11 protein-coding genes are annotated in these 17,092 nt (G+C 50.8%); 6 read left to right on the plus strand and 5 right to left on the minus strand.

The annotated features are described in order from the left end of the window. Window positions 1-401: 401 nt before the first annotated feature. From K2H17_RS05135 to K2H17_RS05155, 5 genes are all read right to left on the minus strand, one after another. Complete coding sequence (locus K2H17_RS05135) at window positions 402-1,643, minus strand: DUF4876 domain-containing protein (RefSeq protein WP_300132201.1); 1,242 nt, start codon at window positions 1,641-1,643, stop codon at window positions 402-404. A gap of 29 nt (window positions 1,644-1,672) precedes the next feature. Continuing rightward, the gene (locus K2H17_RS05140; RefSeq protein WP_300132203.1) at window positions 1,673-4,378 is read right to left on the minus strand and encodes a carboxypeptidase-like regulatory domain-containing protein; all 2,706 of its coding nucleotides are present in this window, start codon (window positions 4,376-4,378) and stop codon (window positions 1,673-1,675) included. Between the two features lie 210 nt (window positions 4,379-4,588). After that, the gene (locus K2H17_RS05145; protein WP_300132205.1) at window positions 4,589-6,172 is read right to left on the minus strand and encodes an FAD-dependent protein; all 1,584 of its coding nucleotides are present in this window, start codon (window positions 6,170-6,172) and stop codon (window positions 4,589-4,591) included. Next, the gene (locus K2H17_RS05150; RefSeq protein WP_300132208.1) at window positions 6,156-7,541 is read right to left on the minus strand and encodes an MATE family efflux transporter; all 1,386 of its coding nucleotides are present in this window, start codon (window positions 7,539-7,541) and stop codon (window positions 6,156-6,158) included. Before K2H17_RS05150 ends, K2H17_RS05145 begins: the two co-directional genes overlap by 17 nt. Before the next feature lie 140 nt (window positions 7,542-7,681). Next, entirely contained in the window at window positions 7,682-8,914 is a 1,233-nt protein-coding gene (locus K2H17_RS05155; RefSeq protein ID WP_300132211.1) for an MFS transporter, read from the minus strand. Between the two features lie 320 nt (window positions 8,915-9,234). On the opposite strand from K2H17_RS05155, the gene K2H17_RS05160 reads away from it, so the two are divergent. The 6 genes from K2H17_RS05160 to rhaD all read left to right on the plus strand — a co-directional run bounded on the left by K2H17_RS05160 (window position 9,235) and on the right by rhaD (window position 16,559). Continuing rightward, window positions 9,235-10,248: a malate dehydrogenase gene (locus tag K2H17_RS05160; RefSeq protein WP_300132214.1), complete on the plus strand. Its 1,014-nt coding sequence runs from the start codon at window positions 9,235-9,237 to the stop codon at window positions 10,246-10,248. A 312-nt stretch (window positions 10,249-10,560) separates the two neighbouring features. Further along, entirely contained in the window at window positions 10,561-11,880 is a 1,320-nt protein-coding gene (der, locus tag K2H17_RS05165) for a ribosome biogenesis GTPase Der (protein ID WP_300132217.1), read from the plus strand. 103 nt (window positions 11,881-11,983) lie between these two features. Beyond that, the gene (locus K2H17_RS05170; RefSeq protein WP_300132219.1) at window positions 11,984-13,417 is read left to right on the plus strand and encodes a rhamnulokinase family protein; all 1,434 of its coding nucleotides are present in this window, start codon (window positions 11,984-11,986) and stop codon (window positions 13,415-13,417) included. Window positions 13,418-13,437: 20 nt separating this feature from the next. Next, window positions 13,438-14,691 carry an L-rhamnose isomerase gene (locus K2H17_RS05175; RefSeq protein ID WP_300132221.1) on the plus strand — a complete coding sequence of 418 codons (1,254 nt, stop codon included), beginning with the start codon at window positions 13,438-13,440 and terminating at the stop codon, window positions 14,689-14,691. Beyond that, on the plus strand, window positions 14,688-15,719 hold the full coding sequence (locus tag K2H17_RS05180) for an L-rhamnose/proton symporter RhaT (RefSeq protein ID WP_300132224.1): 1,032 nt from the start codon (window positions 14,688-14,690) through the stop codon (window positions 15,717-15,719). Before K2H17_RS05175 ends, K2H17_RS05180 begins: the two co-directional genes overlap by 4 nt. Before the next feature lie 30 nt (window positions 15,720-15,749). Then, the gene (gene rhaD / locus K2H17_RS05185) at window positions 15,750-16,559 is read left to right on the plus strand and encodes a rhamnulose-1-phosphate aldolase (RefSeq protein ID WP_300132227.1); all 810 of its coding nucleotides are present in this window, start codon (window positions 15,750-15,752) and stop codon (window positions 16,557-16,559) included. Window positions 16,560-17,092 lie beyond the last annotated feature (533 nt).

The raw sequence follows: 17,092 nt of genomic DNA on the forward strand, positions 1-17,092 counted from the left end.
ATTGACTTCGCAACGATTAAATTGCTCCTTGCTCACTTGTAAAATTAAATTTCAGTTAAAACTAAACACTCTCTTAATTAGAGGTTTAATAACAATAGTTAAAATCTGAGCGAAAGTTTTGAGGTGGATATGGATCTGAATTGAAGGAGCATAGCGAGCTATGTAACTGAAATGAAGAGCCATAGACGCCCAAAACTTTCGCAGGCGACGGTATTATATTTTCTGCGTTGGATAATTTCATGTGTGAGAATTTTTTAAGTTACCTGAGCCTTGGTGTCTCTTTTGCTAAATTGTTGAAATTCGTCAGTCGCATAGCTCGCTATGCTCCTTTCTCATTTACAACAATTTATCTAAAAGATACACCACTCAGATTTTTACTCTTGTTTTTAAACAACGACCTCTTATTTTGCTGAAACTATTTCAAAATCCTTAGCGGAGTCATTTGTGTCCATAAGGATAGTATTGCCTCCGGCTGAAACTCCGGCAACCTTGCGGACAAATTTCTTGCCGAAACGATTTTTGTCGGATTTCTTTTCTGTAATAGCAGCATAACTTGCATCTACCGAAGTACTGAGAGCACCCTGAATCCAGCTTTCGGTCGGACAGAGATTCACACCGTCAATGACCCAGTCATAGTTGACAAGATAGCACTTGGTTCCGGTCATCTCTTTCTGAGTAACACTGCTGATATATTTGTAAGTTCCGTCATAACCGGCGAGGAACTGCTCGGCAGTCATGCCTTCAGGGAAACGCACGAGTGCGTAGGAGCGGTTACACTGGTTGGATGCAATCCAGATTGTAGGTGAATAGGAATACCATTTGTCAAGATTTGGGACATCAGGATTGTCAGTATCCTTGACAGAAGCCGAAGTGGATTCGTCATACCACTCAAAATCAGCATCGGTGTGGTTGAGAGCACCCGGAACCTGAGCAGTCCAGTCGATTGCCTGATCGACAATCTTGATTGATTCGCCCGGAGCGATCGCAACATCACGGCCACTGCCGGGGATGACATAGACAGTATGTACTGTAAAATTATTCTCACGCTGATTGGCCTCTGTGATGATCACGTTGTCATCAGTATTGAGCAGCTTGCTTTCTACAATTGCAATGCCGTCGGCATACTGCACCTCATCCGTATTGTTGTAGATGGTGAAATAAGTATCATAAAGTCCGTTGGTTCCGGCGGCGTTCAAAGATCCTGCAAAATAGATCTCACCGAAAACGAGTGTGTTTGACGGATTGTAGAAGAACCATTTCAGACTGGCAGACTGAGCGCCGGAGCTGATGACCTGCTGGGAAGCGATGGCACGGAGAGTGCGGCTTACAGATACGCCCTCTTCATTGGTATAACTGACTTCCATAGTGCCGTCGATGTCATAGGTTCCGGCAGGAATCACATCTGAATCAGTCAAAGGAAGCTCAAAGGTATATGTGCGGCCTGTATTGAGTTCTTTGTAAGTCACAAGTCCGGATTCAATCGAATAGGATGAAGGCAGTTCTGCCGGATAGGTCTGTGTGATGACTACCGGATAGGTCACAATTGAGTCATCATCCGAGCAGGAAGCCACGCTGACGCCCATTGCCGAACAGAGAGCAACACTTAAAAACAGATTCTTGATCTGAGATTTGTTTAATGTCATGATAATTGGTTATTTGATGATTTGATTTTCTATATTTTGAGATTAAGCTCCATTCCAAAATAAGGCGATGAATAACGGCGTATAGTCACCCCGTAGCGTTCATAGTCAGGAGCTATATAAACCAGCCGATTGACATAGACCGCCAGACCGATACGCTTCTGCCAGAATGTCTTTGTAGCCTTGAAATTGACCGTTGTCTCAGGCGGTACTGTCTGCCGGACAAAAGAGCTCTCGGTGAAGTTTCTCACAAGCTGTTTGAGATACGGATCTGACAAACATTCGTCAGTGTAAGGATGGATTTCTCCATTTACATCCATATACTGCACGGGAATGCCATCGCGGCGCAAAGTCTGACGGGAGGTGAACCAAAGGTTCTGCAAACCGACCGAAAAATTCAGACCAAGCCGCGGAAGATCCGTATCAAACAGGATGTTTGTATTGAAGCTGCTATAATTGTTTCCATCAAGATCGTCATAAAGCCCCACATACTGAAGTTCCTTGCCGTTGACTACTATGCCGGGTTTATACCACAGTGCCTGGCTGTTGCTGTTTGTCGTCCGGAAGTAGGCTCCTGAAATTGTCAGACGTGTGTTGATCCGGGGGATACGGCGTGACTGAAAGGTATATTCGATTCCTTCTTTCCGTGTGCGGCTTCCGTTGGTGGTCTTGCTTCTGACCGCAAGGTATGTTTCTGTCTGATAAGGCAGGTCCTCGATCACAGGCGCCCTGTCAGCGAAATATGGATCAAAACCGGAGGCATCGTATCGCTTATATGTATATGTATGCACAAATCCCGAACTGCGGAATCCGTCTTTCATATTCTCGCGGAAATATGTAACCGAAATCCTGTTGCCACGACAGGTGACATCAGCCCTGACCTCCCATTTGAAGTTTCGGGCCGCACGAAGTGCATAATTGGTCATATCCTCAATATAGGTCATCACATTCATGGTGCGATAGTCTTCGACATTGTGATAGTAGTTCAGCTGCTCGAAGTCCGAATAGAGTTTCTCCGGATAGAGATAGGCGGCCACAGGCATTTTAGTATGCCATCCGGCACCGGCGGCAAGTTCCACACCAAGAGGATAATTGCGGATATATGCCGGCGGAAGATTCCACACGAGATTGAATCGAGGATCAAAATAAGGTTTCCCGCTGAGTTCATAGCGGCTGTCAAGATGCAGAAGCTGTGTTTCACGCAAGCCGGCTGTCAAAGAAAGTGTATGTTTTCCGGCATAGAGTTTTGTCTCGCTTTCGGCATAAGCCGAAAGCTGGTGCATGGCAGGGACATCGCTGAACGCGCGAGGGCGAGTGTTGTTTCCGGCAGTCAAAGGACGTGAAATATCATAGACTGCTCCACGTCCATAATTTTTGCTCATGTTCCATTCAACGCCGAATTTCAGAGTGGATGCAAGGAAATTACCTCCGAAACGCAAGCGACCGGCACCCTTGAGGGAGGCCGTAAACGGTCGCCCCTCCACTTTATAATCCGCCAGATAAAGCATTGGAAGATAACCGATATAGTTGCTCCCTTCCGTCAGCGAGATCGGCATCGGCATTACACGCGATGAGGCCACATGCTTCTGCTGTTCAAGCTGTTCATGGGCATAACTCAGGCCTGAGACAAGGCTGAGTTCCTGAAGGCATGATGATGCCGACGGGACATAACGGAGTGTGTTGTCCCAACGGAATGTATGTTTGCTGTTCTCGTAATAATCAATCGTATTGTTGACTGCAAGGTCCGGATCGTTGTCATCCATTTCAAACATACCGCTATAACTGAAATTTGAATTCCATGAAATGCGGGCAATGGGGCCTGTCCAACGCTTATTGCTGCGCAACGATCCAGTTACTCGCTTGAAATTCTCGCGATTGTCACGCGGGTCAATCTTGGAATCGAGATAATCGACTCCGGCGTTTAGAATCCATGATTTGTCACCATTCACATCAAAGCCTTTACCCACATAAAAAAGCTGGCTCTGTGTATCGGCCTTAAAACGTGCCTCAAGACGTCCGGCACCGCTTTTGCGCCTGATATTGACAAGGCCGGATGTCAGTTCTCCATACTCCACCGACGGAATTCCGCGCACAATCTCAACGCTTTCAATATCGTCAGTAGAGAGCGAACGCATATCAACTCCCTTTCCGGTTGAAATTCGCGCCGTGCGGTTGGCATCAGGAGTGGTCTGCATATCGGCATCAGTATTAAGTCTCACACCATCCACAACGAATGCCGTTCCAAGGGCCGAGGTCGCATAGTTGTCAGTCGGATTGATCCCTGTCGCTGAGCGCAGGTCTATCTGATTGACAGAATTCATCACCGGATCCTTGGTAACACCACCGGGGAGCAGACTGACAAGGTCTGTGAAGCTCGACGGCTGGAGATGCCTCATGGCCGTGGTGTCAATCAGCGAAGCGGAAGTCGCATTATAACCCTCGCGGGCTGTCACGACGACTTCATTAAGCGAATTTGATGGCTCCAGTCTGAAATTGAGCGTCAGACTGTCGCGTTCTTTCAACGACAAAGATCTCCGCTGGGGCTTATACCCGACAAGACTCAGCTCAATGACAGCCTGACCGGGATTGGCACTAATAACAATTGCCCCGTCGGCATCCGTATGGCCTCCGGAGACACCGGCCTCCGAAGACTGGCGAAAAGTCACAGCTGCAAATTCCAGCGGTTCAAGGGTGTCTGCATCCTTGACATTAACGACAAGTCTGACAGAGGCTGACAATGGAAAAACTGCTCCGGCCGTTGCTAAAACAGTCAGAAACAGTTTTTGAAAAATTGTCTTGTATGTTAATTCGGGAATCACTCTGAGACCGGGTTATTTGCACATTTTTTTCACTGTGCAAAATTACTCCAGCCTCCGAAGCGGATAAATACCTATTTTAAGGTAATTTTATTACCGCAAATTCAACGTCAATACCTACTAACTATTATTCTAACTATTATTCGTACCCGATTCCGCTGCAACAGCCGCCGCCGAACGGTCTCCGTCAATCGCCGCTGAAACTATTCCGCCGGCATAGCCTGCACCTTCGCCACAAGGGTAGAGACCTTTCAGTTGGATATGGCGCAGTGATTCACCGTCGCGAGGAATGCGCAAAGGCGATGACGTGCGAGTCTCAGCCCCGATCAGCACGGCTTCGTTTGTAAGAAAACCTCTGTTCTTGCGGTCAAAATCTTTAAATCCGAGTTGCAGACGACGAGCTATCCCCTTAGGCAACAGCTTGTCAATCCGTGCCGGATGCGCTCCCGGAGCGTATGAGACCGGAGGCAGCGACGATGACATCCGACCGTTGACAAAGTCCATCATCCGCTGAGCCGGCGCATTCTGGCTCTGACCGGCTTCAAGCCAGAATGCCTTTTCAATGCTTTCCTGGAAACGCAGCATTCTCAAGATCCCGTCAGGATCATCGTCGGTTCCCTCGGCAGGAATATCTTCCGGCAACACCTCCACGACCATCGCGGCATTTGCCCAACGCGACGAGCGGGCTGATCCGGACATACCATTGACTGCAAGTTGTTCAGGACCGCTTGCCGAAGGAATGACAACTCCTCCCGGACACATGCAGAAAGAATACACGCCCCGATCGTCGACACGGGTGAGCATCGTATACTCCGCAGCCGGCAGATATTTTCCTCTCCCCTCTTTGGAATGGTAGCGCAGACAGTCGATCAGATGCTGCGGATGTTCGAGACGCACGCCGACAGCCAGACCCTTCGGCTCCATCGCCACACCGGCAGAAAGCAATGACCGATACATGTCACGGGCAGAATGACCGGTTGCAAGTATGACAGGTCCATGATATTCCTTTCCGTTTGCAATCACACCCCGGACCTCTTCGCCGTCTATTATCAAAGACTCCACACGGGTTGAAAAATGAACCTCACCGCCACAGCGGCAGATTGTCTCACGCATTGCCTTTATGACACCGGGCAGTTTGTCGGTTCCGATATGGGGATGGGCATCGACCAATATGTTTTCCGAAGCACCATGCTGTGCAAAGATATTCAGGATCTTGTCGACCGGACCGCGCTTTTTCGAACGCGTGTAAAGTTTCCCGTCAGAAAAAGCACCGGCGCCTCCTTCTCCGAAACAATAGTTCGAATCGGGATTTACGATACCTTTCCGAGCTATATCAGCCATGTCGGCGCGACGAGAATCCACATCCTTGCCACGTTCGAGCACAATCGGACGCAAGCCTTCTTCAATCAGCCTGAGAGCTGCAAAAAGACCGGCCGGACCGGCACCGACCACTATCACGTTGCGGGCATCAGCCGCAACGGGGCTGTATTCAACAGCCTTTATCAATGACAGCGACGACGGATCCTCATCAATGTAAGCTCTCACGGAGAGATTGACCATCACCTGACGCTGACGGGCATCGATCGAGCGGCGTGTCACAATGACATGTCGGACAGAGTCAGCATTAACGCCGATGCGACGCGCTACTTCCTGGCTTAACAGCTGCTGTACGGCAGCAACTTTCGGGGTGACCCTGAGATCAAGAGTTTCTTGCATTGAGTTCCATTTTTTTCATTGTATGGCCCATCCACCACCAAAGGGTGACAACTGCCACTATAAAAGCTAAAATATCAGAGCCGGCCATCGAAGCCCAGACTCCCGGCACACCCCACAGACGCGGGAAGATGATCAGGAAAGGTATCAGGAACAGCAACTGACGTGTCAGAGAGAGAAAGATCGACATCTGCGGTTTTCCGACACTCTGAAAGAAATTCTGAATGACAATCTGGCAGCCGACAACCGGATAGCATATAAAATATATCCTGAACCCGTCACGGGCAATGCCGACAAGGGTCTCATCGGTAGTGAACAAGGCCGAGACGATGTCAGGAAAACCCTCGCTCACAATCCATCCTATAAAAGTGATGGCGACACCGATCCATATACCAAGTTTCAGGACTCGCTTCACACGGTCAAAATTGTTTGCTCCGATATTATATCCAAGAATTGGCTGCATGCCCTGAGTGACACCGAACACGATCATCACGAAGAACATTGTCGTGCGGTTGAGAATACCATAAGCTCCTACCGCCAGGTTTCCGTCAGCACCGCCGTAGTCAAGAAGCGCTCTGTTGATAAAGATCACCACCACACAGGCGCAGACATTCATCAGGAACGGAGAAAGTCCGATCGCATAGATGCGCTTTATGATTGTCCATGTCAGCCATCTGTTATGGCGTTTGAAGTGAATCGAGCTTTTCCGGGACAGAAAATGCGAAAGCACCCAGATGAAGGCCGAGAACTGGCCGAGTATAGTGGCACACGCCGCACCGCGTATCCCCCAGTCAAGAGCAAAAATGAATACCGGGGCGAAAATCAGATTCACCAACACAGAGATCAGAGCGGAAATCATAGCCTTCCGGGGATAGCCAGTGGCTCGCATAAGGTTATTTAGCCCGATAAACACAAAGAGCAGCGGTGTGCCCAGCAAAATGACTTCCATAAACTCCCGCGCATAGCCGATGGTATCATCCGTTGCCCCGAAGAAGAACAGGATCGGATCAAGAAACACCAGAGCCAGACCGCCGAACACGACGGAATGAATCAGACACAGGGCAAAAACATTATTGACCACATCAGTGGCACGGCTGAAATTCTTCTGACCAAGGAATATGGAACTGATTGTGGCCCCGCCGGCGGCTATGAGCATACAGAATGCCGCTATGAGATTCATCAGCGGAAAAGTGATCGCCAGTCCGGCGATGGCCATAGGCCCGACTCCACGACCGATAAAAATACTGTCAATGATATTATATAACGATGTGGCAACACTTGCAATAATCGCCGGAATCGAATACTGAGCCAATAATTTCCCGACTGAGCTTTTGCCGAGATCTTCCGTTGATGTACCTGCTGTCACTGCCATATCCTGCTTACCTTAAAAAACATATTACTGAAACGAGAGAGCAAAATTACAAACTTTATGCCACTCCTTTACGATGAAAAATTATTTTAACTAAAAGTTCCAGCCGAATCAATCTGACCGGGCCGGATCAAACCGCTCTTCTAAGCGTGAAGACGCCGTCCGGCAAAAAATGAACGGGTAAAAAACAACAGCAGCAAAGTGCCTGTGATCTGGGAAACAGAAGTCGCCCAGAACGCAGCCGAATAGCTGACATATTCCACAAAAAATCCTCCGATCAGAATCCCAAGTCCCATTCCGCAGTCCCAGGATGTGAGTATCGAGGAATTTGCCGTACCTCTTTGGTCGTGACGGGCCACACATATAAACATATTGAGGAAAGCCGGAAACATGCGTCCGTTGCCAAGACCGATCAGCACCGCCGAAAGATAATAGGCCCAGACACCGGGAGCCAAGGCAAAAAGCGTGAATCCTACCGAGCTGATCAGTGCCCCCTGAAGAGCATTCTGAGTCAGACGCCCGGCCCGCAAAGACTTGACACCATAGAGACGGGAGACAAACAGACCTGCTGACAGAAGTGCGAAAAACAATCCGGTCCCGTCTGTTATGCCTAATTCCTCTTTCCCATATATCGCCACATAGTTGCTCATGACACCCCAGCACAGACCGAACAGCAGAATGTTTATAGCCATAAGCCATGCGCGGTTCAGAAAAAAATGGTCCATGCTCAATTTCGGTTTACCCTCGACGAGTTTTCGTTCCGGCAAACGGATTGTGCTGACAAAATAGAATCCGATAAACGCGACTGCCAGGGAAATCCAGAACAGCAGTTTGAAATTTCCGCTCAGCGAATAGATATAGATTCCGGCAGATGGTGCGATGGCCATAGCCAGATTATTGCTAAGGCCATAATATCCCACACCCTCATTACGCCTGGACGAAGGAAGCACATCAATGGCAACCGTACTGTTGGCTACTGTCGTGGCTCCAAACGGAAGACCGTGGAGAGTGCGGACCACCGCAAACATCAGAATTGTCCCTGCGCCTATATAGCCGGTGAAACAGATGAAGAATGCGAAAAAGCAAAGCATCAGCACCTTCTTGCGGTTGAAACTGTCGACAATGAATCCGCTGAACGGCCTAACGATCAGGGCCGCGACAACATAACCCGACAGGACAAGCCCTATGAGATCTTTATCAGCCTTGAATTCAGCATCCAGGTAGATCGGCAGCAATGGTGTCAGAAGATAAAATGAGAAAAACATCATGAAATTGCCCACCATCGCCTTGCAGTAATTGCCATTCCACAATTTCTCCTTGACGGCAGGGACATCCTGTCGAGACTCTGCTGATGAATTTGATCTTGTATCTTCCATAAATTGCCTTATTTCCCTCCTTCTCAGGGGACACTATTGAAAACGCCTGCAAAGTTACTAAGAATTTTCCAATTAAACTCCCATCCGTATGCCAACAGCGATATTGCCGCAAACTCTCTTGATTTTCCAATACTTTGTTGATCAGAAACATATTTTTTCAGTTAAAATCAATCATTTTTCACATAAATGACTAATTTTGCGATGACCGCTTTTCCGGACAGCAACTTTTATGTTTGCTGTGATGTTATTATTACTGACAATTATCAACGGGAGGCTATTGGAAAGCCTCTAATCCTTAAAACCAATAAAAACTCAAAATCATGGACTTTCTGACTAATGAGAAGCTTACTATTGTAGGAGCCGCCGGCATGATCGGTTCCAACATGGCTCAGACAGCAATAATGATGCGTCTCACACCTAACATCTGCCTTTATGATCCCTATGCACCGGCTCTTGAGGGTGTGGCTGAAGAACTTTATCACTGCGGATTTGAAGGAATCAACCTGACATTCACCTCCGATGTAAAAGAAGCTCTCACAGGCGCATCATATATTGTATCCTCCGGAGGTGCAGCCCGTAAAGCCGGCATGACCCGCGAAGATCTTCTGAGAGGAAACGCTCAGATCGCCGAGCAGTTCGGTAAGGATGTCAGGGAATATTGCCCCAATGTCAAACACATGGTGGTCATCTTCAACCCGGCTGACATCACCGGTCTGGTCACTCTGCTCTATTCAGGAGTCGAACCGTCACGTGTCACGACACTTGCCGCACTTGACAGCACACGTCTCCGCAGCGAACTTTCAAAATATCTCAAAATCCCCGCTGACGAAATCGTAAACAGCCGTACATACGGCGGGCACGGCGAACAGATGGCCGTGTTTGCATCGACAACCACCATCGACGGCAAGCCACTGGTAGACATCATCGGAACTTCCCGTCTGCCCCTTGATGCCTGGCTTGAAATCAAACAGCGTGTGATCCAGGGAGGCAAGAACATCATCGACCTGCGCGGACGTTCCTCATTCCAGAGCCCGGCCTATCTTTCGATCGAGATGATCGCTGCCGCTATGGGTGGCAAACCTTTCCGCTGGCCGGCAGGTACGTATGTCAACAACGACCGTTTCAAACACATCATGATGGCGATGGAAACCACCATCAGCAAGAACGGTGTGGAATGTCAGCCTCTCAACGGAACACCCGAAGAAGAAAAAGAGCTTGAAAAGAGCTATCAGCATCTTTGCAAGCTTCGCGACGAGGTGATTGAAATGGGAGTTATGCCTCCTATTGCCGACTGGCATCGTCTGAATCCCTACATGGATAAAAAGACTTGCTGATCCAGTCTCAAAAAACGACAAAAAAAATTACTCGTCATCCCGACGAATAACTTTTTTACCTTAAATCTAATACCATGAAAAACTTATTTGCAAATATAAGTTTACAAACAAGCTTTGTCAAGCGAATTAACACAAAATAGACTCATTTTTGCACAATTTAACTTTAAATTATTTCCTATTCCACATTCCCGGCCTCCGATTGAGGCAGAATGTTGTGGAATAGGAAATAATTTAATAAATTTGCAGTGACGTTCGGTTTGATTATCCAGTGATCGGGCGCAACAAACGGAACCATCTATTATAATCATCCAAATGGGACAAATGATCGCCATAGTGGGACGCCCCAATGTAGGCAAATCCACTTTATTCAACAGACTTACACAGTCACGCACAGCCATTACAAATGACGAAGCAGGCACTACCCGTGACCGTCAATACGGCAAAGTAGACTGGAACGGGAAGGAATTCTCGATTGTCGATACCGGCGGCTGGGTGGTCAACAGCGAAGACATATTCGAAAACGAAATCAATAAGCAGGTCTATCTTGCGATTGAACAGGCTGACGAAATTCTTTTTGTGGTCGATGCCATGAACGGCGTCACAGACCTTGATGACCAGGTGGCGGAAATTCTGCGCCGCTCAACCAAACCGGTAATTCTCGTGGCCAACAAAGTTGATGCCGGAGACTCTCTCTATAACATTGCCGAATTTTACAGCCTCGGCCTCGGAGACCCGATGGGCGTTTCAGCAGTCAGCGGCTACGGAACAGGTGACCTTCTTGACGAAGTGGTCCGCAAGATGCCTGAAAAAGAAGACGACGAAGAATCTCAGCTTGACGATATCCCCAAGATTGCCATCGTCGGCCGTCCGAATGCAGGAAAATCGTCAATCATCAATGCTTTCATTGATGAGGACCGCCATATCGTGACCGATATCGCAGGAACCACAAGAGACTCGATCTATACCCGCTACAACAAATTCGGCTTCGACTTCTATCTTGTCGACACTGCCGGTATCCGCAAAAAGACCAAAGTCACCGAAGACATCGAATATTATTCAGTCATCCGCTCGATCCGTGCGATCGAAGCCTCTGATGTCTGCATCCTCATGATCGACGCCACTCGCGGCATCGAATCTCAGGACGTGTCGATCTTCTCGCTCATCCAGCGCAACAAGAAAGGCCTTGTCGTGGTGGTCAACAAATGGGATCTGGTCGAGGACAAATCAAAAGAAGCCATCAAGCACTATGAGGATGCGATCCGCGAACGCTTCGCACCTTTTGTCGATTTTCCGATCATTTTCGCTTCGGCTCTTACCAAACAGCGTATCTACAAAGTGCTTGAGACAGCGCTTCATGTATGCGAGAACCGCCAGCGCATAGTTCCCACCTCACAGCTCAACACTGTGATGCTGGAAGCCATATCTGCCTATCCCCCGCCTGCCAACAAAGGCAAATTCATCAAGATCAAATATGTGACCATGCTGAAAGGATCACCGATCCCCACATTTATTTTCTTCTGCAATCTGCCTCAGTGGGTGAAAGAGCCCTACCGTCGCTATCTGGAAAATAAAATCAGGGAAACATGGGATTTCCACGGCACTCCGATCAATGTTTTCATGCGTGAGAAGTAAAATCCACGCATGAAATCACTTTCCCTCTCTCCCCGCCTCTCTTCGACCTTCTCCTCCTATTTAGGAACAATCTCATTACCTTAGTTTAAAATACGTCATTATCATGAAAACTGAATCTGCCTCATATTATATAGCGGTGGACCTTGGTGCCACAAGCGGACGTCTCATCCTCGCTTCATTTGACGGAGAAAAAATTTCAACCGAAGAATTGCATCGCTTCAAACACCCGATGCTGCCGATCGCCGGACACCTGTTCTGGAATCTGCCCGGTCTCTATCATGAAATCCTTACAGGTCTCCGGGCAGCTGCTGAAAAACTCAACGCGCTCGGCGCCCGCGCTCAATCAATCGGCATCGACACCTGGGGATGCGATGTAGCCTATTTCCACCCCGACGGCACCCTTGCCGGACTCCCCTACTGCTACCGCGATCCGCACACAACCGGCGCTGTCGACAAGTTCTGCGAAAACATTTCGAAAGAAACCGTCTACGGCAAAACCGGAATCCAGTTCATGGATTTCAACACCCTGTTCCAGCTCCATACTCTCAGCAACGAAACCGGCAATGCGCTCCACAACTCGGATAAAATCCTCTTTATCCCCGACGCGCTCGCCTACATGCTGACCGGAAACGCCGTGACAGAATACACCGTGGCATCCACATCGCAGATCCTCAACCCGACCACCGGACGGCTTGACAGCGATCTCCTCACACAGATCGGCCTGAGCGAAGACCGCTTCGGCCCGCTCGTAAATCCCGGCCACAGAATCGGCACCCTGACTCCAGCCGTACAGCAGCTGACCGGACTCGGCGAAGTCCCCGTCATCGCAGTTGCAGGCCATGACACCGCCTCGGCAGTCATCGGCGTACCCGCCAAAGATGAAAAATTCGCCTACCTGAGCTGCGGCACATGGTCTCTGCTCGGCATCGAGACCCCTGAGCCTATCATCAATGAAAAAGGCTTCGCCTACAATTTCACAAATGAAGGCGGAATCGACGGAACCATACGCTATCTCAAAAACATCTGCGGCATGTGGATCTTCGAGCGCGCCCGCACTGAGCTGAAAGACGCCCCGGCAAACGTAGCCGACCTCTGCGCGCTCTACACCGAATCGGCAATCGACAGCACGATCAACCCCGACGATCCGTCATTTGCAAATCCGTCCTCTATGACAGAAGCCATCTGCGACTACTGCTCACGCACTGGCCAGAAAGCGCCGGAAACTGTCGCCGACTATGTCCGCCTGATCTTCCGCAGTCTCGCACTCCGCTACAAAGAAGTGCTCGGCTGGCTGCGCGAACTCTCACCCAAGGAGATCAACACGCTCCACGTCATCGGCGGCGGCTCGCTCAACGCCCACCTGATGCAGCTGACAGCCGACGAGCTCCGGATGCCCGTTGTCGCAGGTCCGACCGAATCGACCGCACTCGGCAATGTGCTCGTCCAGCTCCGTGCCGACGGACGCGTCAGCGACCTCGCCGAAATGCGCCGCGTCGCCGTAAACTCAACTGAAACCAAAACATATCTACCTAAATAAAAGTCTAAATCTATCTTATCATGAACGAAGGAACTGTAAAACAAGCTTATGAAATAGCAAAAGAGCGTTATGCAAAACTCGGAATCGACACCGACAAAGTGTTGCAGCAGATGCAGGACTTCCACCTCAGCATGCACTGCTGGCAGGCTGACGACGTGGCCGGTTTCGAAAACCAGGGCGGCTCACTGACCGGCGGCATCCAGGTCAACGGCAACTATCCCGGCAAAGCCCGCAACATCGACGAACTCCGCGCCGACATCCTCTATGCGATGAGCCTCATCCCCGGCAAACATCGCCTCAACCTCCACGAAATCTACGGCGATTTCGGCGGAAAATTCGTTGACCGCGACCAGTGCTCTGTCGAACACTTCCAGAGCTGGATCGACTGGGGCAAAGCCAATGACATCAAACTCGACTTCAACTCAACCTCATTCTCTCACCCCAAGAGCGGCGACCTGAGCCTTGCCAACCCCGACAAGGGCATCCGTGATTTCTGGATCGAACACTCAAAGCGCTGCCGTGCGATCTCTCAGGCAATCGGCGAAGCCCAGCAGGATCCCTGTATCATGAACACCTGGGTTCACGACGGCTCCAAGGACATCACAGTCAACCGCTACCTCTACCGCGAACTGCTCAAAGACTCTCTCGACCAGATCTTCGAACACAAATATGACTGGATGAAAGACTGCGTCGAGTCAAAAGTCTTCGGCATCGGCCTTGAAAGCTACACCGTAGGTTCCAACGACTTCTACACCTCCTACGCAGCCAAGAACAACATGATGATCACCCTTGACACCGGCCACTTCCACCCGACCGAAAGCGTTGCCGACAAGGTTTCAGCCATGCTGCTCTTCGTCCCCGAACTCATGCTCCACGTGAGCCGTCCGATCCGCTGGGACTCTGACCATGTCACCATCATGGACGACCCGACAATGGACCTATTCAGCGAAATCGTCCGCGCCGGCGCCCTCAACCGCGTTCACTACGGCCTTGACTATTTCGACGGCACCCTCAACCGCATCGGCGCTTACGTCATCGGCAGCCGCGCAGCTCAGAAGTGCATGCTCCGCGCCCTGCTCGAACCTACCGAAACTCTCCGCAAATACGAACTGGAAGACAAGCGTTTCCAGCGCCTCGCCCTGCTTGAAGAGTGCAAGAACCTCCCCTGGAACGCCGTTTACGACATGTTCTGCCTCAAGAACGGTGTGCCTGTCGGCGAAAACTACATCGCCGAAGTGGAGCAGTATGAACGCGACGTGACCAGCAAGCGATGATACTGATAGGCCTTCTCATCATCGCGATCGGCGCATTCTGCCAGTCCAGCTGCTACGTCCCCATCAACAAGATCAAATCCTGGAGCTGGGAAAGCTATTGGATTGTGCAAGGAGTCTTCGCATGGCTGATCCTCCCCTTCCTTGGAGCCCTTCTGGCAGTGCCTGAGGGACATTCACTCACCGAACTGTTCACCGCCGACCAGTCGTTCAACATCTGGATGACCATCCTCTTCGGAGCCCTCTGGGGTGTAGGCGGTCTTACGTTCGGCCTGTCCATGCGCTACCTCGGTGTAGCGCTCGGACAGTCGATCGCCCTCGGCACCTGCGCGGGACTCGGCACCATCATGGGCCCCGTGCTGCTCAACATCTTCTTCCCTGAAAACGATCCGCTCTCTCAGCTGACAATGGCTGTGATCCTCGGCGTGGTCGTCACCCTGATCGGCATCGCCATCATCGGCATAGCAGGATCAATGAAAGCCTCTTCGCTCAGCGAAGAAGAGAAAAAAGCGGCGGTCAAGGACTTCAACTTCCCCAAGGGAATCACCATCGCCCTGCTCGCAGGCTTCATGAGCGGCTGCTTCAACGTGGGCCTTGAATTCGGCAGCGGAATCAACTTCGGATCCCTCACGCCTGACATCTACAAGACCCTCCCAGCCACACTGCTCGTCACTCTGGGCGGATTCGTGACCAACGCGGTCTATTGCTTCTACCAGAACCACAAGAACCGCACCTGGGGCGACTACGCCAATGGAGCCGTGCTCGGCAACAACCTCCTCTTCTGCCTGCTCGCAGGCGCCCTCTGGTACAGCCAGTTCTTCGGCCTCGCCCTCGGCAAAGGCTTCCTGACCGACTCCCCGACACTCATGACCCTCTCGTTCTGCATCCTCATGGCGCTCAACGTGGTCTTCTCCAACGTCTGGGGCATCATTCTCAAGGAATGGAAAGGCTGCTCCTCAAAGACAATCACGGTGCTTGTCATCGGCATCGCCGTTCTGATTGTCTCCTGCTTTCTCCCTCAACTGATCTGAAAGTTTAATTTTTAAGAGGTACTTAAAATTATGTCATCAATATTAGAAAACCGCCCCGCGCTCACAGCCGAGGTTGAAAAAGTCGCTGAAGTCGCAGGCTATCTCTGGGAAAAAGGATGGGCCGAACGCAACGGCGGCAATATCACAGTGAACATCACCGAACACGTCGACGACGCCATCCGCGCCATGCCCGCGATCGCACCTGCGACACCCATCGGTCTGACACTCCCCAACCTCAAAGGCTGCTATTTCTTCTGCAAAGGCACCAACAAACGTATGCGCGACCTCGCCCGCAAGCCGATGGCCAACGGCTCAGTGATCCGCATCACCGATGATTGCGCCCACTATGAGATCATCGCCGACGAACCCGTCCGCCCGACCTCCGAGCTGCCCTCACACCTCGCCGTCCACAACTACCTCATCGGCAAAGGCTCAAACTACAAGGCTTCGCTCCACACCCACCCGATCGAGCTTGTCGCAATGTCTCACTGCAACAAATATCTTGAAAAGGATGTGGCCACCCGTCTGCTCTGGAGCATGATCCCCGAAACCAAGGCCTTCTGCCCCCGCGGTCTCGGCATCATCCCCTACCAGCTCCCCGGCTCAAACATCCTTGCCGAATCAACGATCAAGGAACTTGGCGACTACGATGTGACTCTTTGGGAGAAACACGGTGTCTTTGCCGTCGAGGAAGACATCATGCAGGCCTTCGACCAGGTCGACGTGCTCAACAAGTCAGCACAGATCTACATCTGCGCCAAGAACATGGGCTTCGAGCCTGACGGCATGACCGACGAGCAGATGAAAGAGATGACAGTCGCTTTCAATCTGCCCAAATAAACCGGCAGTCAACAACTTATCTATAATCAGACCCGGCAGGGGCGCTTTTTCAAGCGTCCCTGCTGTGCATTCCGACGCAAGGCAGGCAGCCAGCGTCAGCAGTCAGCCTGATGCAGGGCAGATGTCATATAGGGATGGTGGGGACAGATGCCATGCGTGGAGCGGCGTTCCATACTTGTAGGGCTGCACCGTGGTGCAGCCGTCTCACGCGGAAAAACCGAGTCCAAGGTCCACGCGGGAATGGCGGATGCTCCGTGGAGCATCCCTACAAGAGGGTGGCGACGGGGGCAGGCAGGCCGCGTTAGCGGTCAGGAGAATCCAGGCCACTGCAAGGGCGCCGTAGGTGTCCGCAGCTGTGGTAAACCGTCATTCCCCAAACCGACAGAGCGCCGTAGGTGCGAAACATATTGGCCTACTGACGGGCCAGACGGCGCGTCAGACGGTTTGCCGCACGGCGTACCTCCTGCTCGTAGAGCCTGCGTTCGCGGCGGTTGCGGGGGACGAACGGCGCCGGATCTTCCGATTCTTCATCG

Source organism: Duncaniella sp. (assembly GCF_029054785.1).
GTDB lineage: Bacteria > Bacteroidota > Bacteroidia > Bacteroidales > Muribaculaceae > Duncaniella.